Source organism: Okeania sp. SIO2F4 (assembly GCF_010672385.1).
GTDB lineage: Bacteria > Cyanobacteriota > Cyanobacteriia > Cyanobacteriales > Microcoleaceae > Trichodesmium.
On the sequence record NZ_JAAHGT010000762.1, the window covers coordinates 1 to 4796 of the forward strand.

A 4796-nucleotide genomic window follows, 5' to 3' on the forward strand; every position below is an offset into this window, starting at 1 on the left:
TGGTTGTTCTGTCTGCTGCCTCAATTTAAGTGAGTTGCAAAATCAACGTAATAGCGAACTTAACCAAGAACAAAACTTAGACCGCTTGGTAAAAGTGACTCAAGGAAGTTTCGAGAATATTCCCTATCGAGACAACTCCTTTGATATTGTTTGGTCTCAGGATGCAATTCTGCATAGTGGCGATCGCCGTCTAGTTTTCCAAGAAATCAAGAGAATATTAAAACCAGGGGGCGAATTTATTTTTACCGACCCCATGCAAAGCGAAACTTGTCCCCCAGGAGTATTGCAACCTGCTTTTGACCGTCTGGGAATTAGTGATATGGGGTCTTACCTTTTTTACAGTCAGACGGCAAAAGAGTTAGGTTTTGAGGAATTACATTTTATTGACCTTTCCCAAAATGTGCCCATTCATTATCGACGTTTTGGGGAAGAAGTACAAAAAAGGTACAATGAAGTAGTAAAATTGACTTCAACGGAATTTGTCGATAAAACTTTAAATAGCATTCAACCTTGGATCGAACGTTACGAACAAGGATATATGCAATGGGGGATTTTACACTTCCGTTTGAACAGTTTGTCATTGCGACGATAGGAAGCAATCTCCTCAATCCTTGAGATTGCTTCCTTCCATAGAGTGTAAGTCGCTGCGGACTTAGGTATAGTAATTATCCGGATTTGATATGATAACCGATAACTGAAATGACTATTTACTTTTATGATGAAACAGAACAACCTTATGGTTGTTTTTCCAACTTTTCCCCCCACGGTTTTGAACTTGATGGACTCTGGTGGCCAACTTCAGAGCATTATTTCCAAGCCCAAAAATTTGTGGGGACTCAGCATCTGGAAGAAATTAGATTGGCAAAAACTCCCGCAGATGCTGCTAAAATGGGACGAGAGCGTAGTCGTCCCCTCCGCAAAGACTGGGAGGAAATTAAAGAGGATGTGATGGAGCGAGGTTTGGTTTGTAAGTTTCAAACTCATCAAGATATTGGGCAAATACTTCTGGATACGGGAGATGAACTGATAATAGAAGATGCCCCTTACGACTATTATTGGGGATGTGGTCAAGACGGGAGTGGAAAAAATCATTTGGGAGAAATTTTGATGAAAGTTCGGGCTAAATTGGGTAAATAGATAAAAAATGACTGATTTAATGAATGCGGTTATTCTTACGGGATTTGGTGGACCAGAAAAACTGGTCTATACCCAAGTTCCTAAACCAGTCCCGAAACAGGGAGAAGTATTAATTAAAGTAAGTGCTTGTTCAGTAAATAATACAGATATCAATACTCGCACAGGTTGGTATGCTGCGGAGGATAATTTTCAAGCTATTCTGCAAGATCAAAAGGAAAATAGCCCTAATCATACAGCTTGCTGGACGCAACAGGGGACCGAGTTTCCCAGAATCCAAGGTACTGATATTGTCGGTCAAGTTGTGGCAATAGGGTCGGATGTAGAACCGCAAATTTTGCATAAACGGGTGATTGTTGACGGTTGGATTCGGGATGAAAAATTAGACGACTATCAATATATTGGCAGTGAATTAGATGGTGGTTTTGCCGAATATGTCGTAGTTGCCGCTAGTAACGTTTATCCGATTAATTCCCCACTTTCCGATATTGAACTAGCAACTTTTCCTTCTTGCTATTCCACAGCAGAAAATATGTTAACCAAAGGACGAATTACAGCAGCAGACACAGTTATAATTATGGGAGCTTCTGGTGGTGTAGGGAGTGCTTTGATTCAATTAAGCAAAATTAGAAGGGCAAAAGTTATTGCGATTGTGGGAGCTAATAAGGAAACTTTTGCTGAAGATTTAGGTGCTGATTATGTTTATCGGCGAGATGACCAATTAGCTGCTAATTTAGCTCGACATAAAATTACTGTGGCTTTGGATGTTGTGGGAGACTTTTATTTTAATTTGATGATTAAAGCTCTGGCACTAAGAGGACGATATGTTTCCTGTGGAGCAATCAGTAATCCAATGGTTGCTCTCGATTTGCGGGATTTGATTTACAAAGACTTAGAGATTATTGGCTCGACGCGCATAGAATCTGAAGTAGTTAAAAGGTTAGTGACATACATTGAAGCATGTCGGTTAAAACCTTTGGTTGCTAAAGTGTTTCGATTAGATGAAATTAAAGAGGCACAACAATTTTTCAAGACTAAAGATTTTTTTGGAAAAGTAGTACTTGTAACAGGAGAACAACATGGTTAGTCCAATAGATAATCAAGCAACAATAGGTGTAAATACAATCCGCCCATTATCCAAAGAGCAAATTGCTCAATATCACGAAGATGGATTTGTAATTGTGCCAAGATTTTTTAGCTTTGAGGAAATTGAGCCAGTCCAAAGAGCTTGTAACAACAATGTAAGTCTGGGAGGAGAAATCGTACAATATCTTGATAAAAATGGCAATGCCAACAAACTCACTTATTGGACAGAACTTGGTGATTCTCTGCTGGGAATTATTCCCCGTTTAGCTCGAATGGTAGATGCAGTTGAAATTTTGATGGGAAGTAAGAGAGCTTACCACTTTTATTCAAAAATAGTCAAAAAAGAAGCTCATTCTCAAGCAAGAATCGAATGGCATTCGGGATATGGATCTTGGTATTCTATGGATTGTTTATTTCCTTATTTTGTAAGCTCATTTATCGCTATCGATCAAAATACCAAGAAAAATGGTTGTATTCAAGTACTTAAAAAATCACATTTGCTGGGGCGAATCGATCATGTTCTTATTGGTGAAGGGCTATTTTGTGAATCCAAAAGGATCGAGAAAATTGAAGAGAAACTAGAGCTTGTATCTTGTGAAATGGAACCGGGGGACATTTTGTTTATGGATGCTAACACCATACATCGCTCATTAGAAAATAATTCCGATGATGTTCGTCATAATTTAGTTTCTCACTATAATGCAGTTGAAAACCAGCCAGTTTCTGAAGCAACTCAGCAAATATATCCTTATCAACCACTTATCAAATTGCATGATTCAGCAATTTTAAATAATCTCGATAAATCAGTATTTTTAAATCAAAAATTTATCAAACACGATGATGTTTTTAAAACAGTAATACACGGAGAAATATGACGAAAACTTCCTAATTTGTCTGAGCTACAATGACAATTTATTGATTTATAAAAATCTTGTGGCTCTCCCAGAATGGCTGTGATAAAGAAGAATGTCAGGAATTGGAGAAGAAATGAGTATAGCTTTTGATTCTACGAGTAGAAATTAATTATGGTAGTAGCTGACAAAATCATGTTAAATGATTGGCACGTTGTGGCAACAGTCCAAGAGTGTCAAGACAATACTCTAAAGCGAGTTCGCCTATTGGGAGAGGACTTAGTGTTGTGGCGCAGTAAAGATGCTAAATCCACAATCCAAGTTTGGCAAGATCGCTGTCCCCATAGAGGTGCCCGTATTTCCCTAGGAAAGGTGATTGATGATACTGTCATTTGTGGGTATCATGGCTGGCAGTTTGAGCTAGCGGGGAAGTGCGTGCATATTCCAGCTAACCCCAAGCAAAAGCCACCAACAAATGCGCGAGTAAAAACTTACCAATGTCAAGAACGCTACGGCTTAGTGTGGGTGTGTTTGGGAGAACCTTCGCAAGATTTACCTTCACTTCCAGAATGGAATGATTTAAGCTACCGTAAGTTGTTTTTCGGTCCGTATCACTGCCATGCTAATGGATTTCGTGTGATTGAGAATGCATTCGATGTATCCCATTTCTCTTTTGCCCATGAAGGGAGTCTCGGTTCTCCAGAAAACGCGGAAATTGAAGATTACGAAGTGGAAATAGGCACAGAAGGTATTACCATTGGGACAATTCTCCTCTGGCAGCCAGATTGTGACGGTTCCGGTACTGGTGGTAAGGTCAAGTGGTCACAAAAAATCTGTCGTCCCTTGAGCCTCTATCAAGTTAAAGAGTCACCTCAGGGAAGGTACACTCTTATATTTACAGTAACTCCCATTGAGGAGAACGAGAGTTTAGCTTGGGGAGTGGTTGCCATGAATTATGATCATCAAGTTTTGGAGTCAGATTTACAAGCATTTCAGGATAAGCTTTGGGTTGAAGATGCTAAAATTCTAGAATCCCAACGTCCAGTATGTTTGCCGTTGTTATCTCCAAGCAAAACAAATACTAACTGGTTCCCAGAAGTACATGCTAATTGCGATCGAGCTTCAATTGCCTATCGTCGCTGGTTGAAGGACTTAGGTATTACTTTTGGTGTTTGTTAATGGTTAAAGCAATGCTTCAGTTTGATTATTCAAACTGCTGCAATCCTTAGTTGCTCTAATGTTCGTTAACTCCACCATCAACTTTCAGCAATAAGAAGCTTATGTTCGCAAAGCTTCTCGTAATAAGGTAAAGAAAATTCATAAGCACGTTGTAAGTGTTCATTATCTTCCACTGCCACATAGTTGTTTGTCTTTTGCTCCTTGAATCCACTGCTAGACATTGCGTTAGTGAGCCAAGTTACATCCTCCAAAAAGTTATTAAGTTCAGGGCGGAATTTCGGTTCCCATTCTAAGGATTCTCTAATGAACGGTATACTAACAGCATCGCAGTAGGCTTTAACTGTTGCTTCAGGCTTTTGTACTAGATCGTCTGAGTCAATTACCACTGGAATTTTTACACTGAATTCATTAGCTATTTCTAAGAGTTTGTATAGTTCAGCATAAGCGGTTTCTTCTAAAGTGAAATCAGGCCACTTATCGTAAAGTGATGGGAGCATTTTAGCAGGATGACGCACCAGAAAAGTATTTTCAAATATAGACAAAAAT

6 protein-coding genes are annotated in these 4796 nt (G+C 39.2%); 5 read left to right on the top strand and 1 reads right to left on the bottom strand.

The window, feature by feature from the left end; all coding sequences use genetic code 11:
• The 5 genes from F6K22_RS32180 to F6K22_RS32200 form a co-directional block, all read left to right on the top strand.
• Positions 1–592 (top strand): class I SAM-dependent methyltransferase (locus F6K22_RS32180; RefSeq protein ID WP_293107676.1); only part of this gene is annotated, 592 nt, incomplete at its 5' end.
• A gap of 107 nt (positions 593–699) precedes the next feature.
• The gene (locus F6K22_RS32185; RefSeq protein ID WP_293107679.1) at positions 700–1137 is read left to right on the top strand and encodes a riboflavin biosynthesis intermediates N-glycosidase; all 438 of its coding nucleotides are present in this window, start codon (positions 700–702) and stop codon (positions 1135–1137) included.
• Between the two features lie 7 nt (positions 1138–1144).
• Positions 1145–2221 (top strand): alcohol dehydrogenase family protein, encoded by a 1077-nt coding sequence (locus F6K22_RS32190; protein WP_293107682.1) that lies wholly within the window; start codon positions 1145–1147, stop codon positions 2219–2221.
• Positions 2214–3095 (top strand): phytanoyl-CoA dioxygenase family protein, encoded by an 882-nt coding sequence (locus tag F6K22_RS32195; RefSeq protein WP_293107685.1) that lies wholly within the window; start codon positions 2214–2216, stop codon positions 3093–3095. The genes F6K22_RS32190 and F6K22_RS32195 overlap by 8 nt, the downstream gene beginning before the upstream one ends.
• A gap of 150 nt (positions 3096–3245) precedes the next feature.
• Entirely contained in the window at positions 3246–4250 is a 1005-nt protein-coding gene (locus F6K22_RS32200) for an aromatic ring-hydroxylating dioxygenase subunit alpha (protein WP_293107688.1), read from the top strand.
• Positions 4251–4327: 77 nt separating this feature from the next.
• On the opposite strand, the gene F6K22_RS32205 is transcribed toward F6K22_RS32200, so the two are convergent.
• The coding region (locus F6K22_RS32205) for a hypothetical protein (protein WP_483244181.1) at positions 4328–4796 on the bottom strand (469 nt) is incomplete at its 5' end.

What these genes read in the sequence shown, in the direction of transcription:
- F6K22_RS32185 (WP_293107679.1), top strand. Translation starts at nt 700, where the DNA reads ATGACTATTTACTTTTATGATGAAACAGAACAACCTTATGGTTGTTTT.
- F6K22_RS32190 (WP_293107682.1), top strand. Translation starts at nt 1,145, where the DNA reads ATGACTGATTTAATGAATGCGGTTATTCTTACGGGATTTGGTGGACCA.
- F6K22_RS32195 (WP_293107685.1), top strand. Translation starts at nt 2,214, where the DNA reads ATGGTTAGTCCAATAGATAATCAAGCAACAATAGGTGTAAATACAATC.
- F6K22_RS32200 (WP_293107688.1), top strand. Translation starts at nt 3,246, where the DNA reads ATGGTAGTAGCTGACAAAATCATGTTAAATGATTGGCACGTTGTGGCA.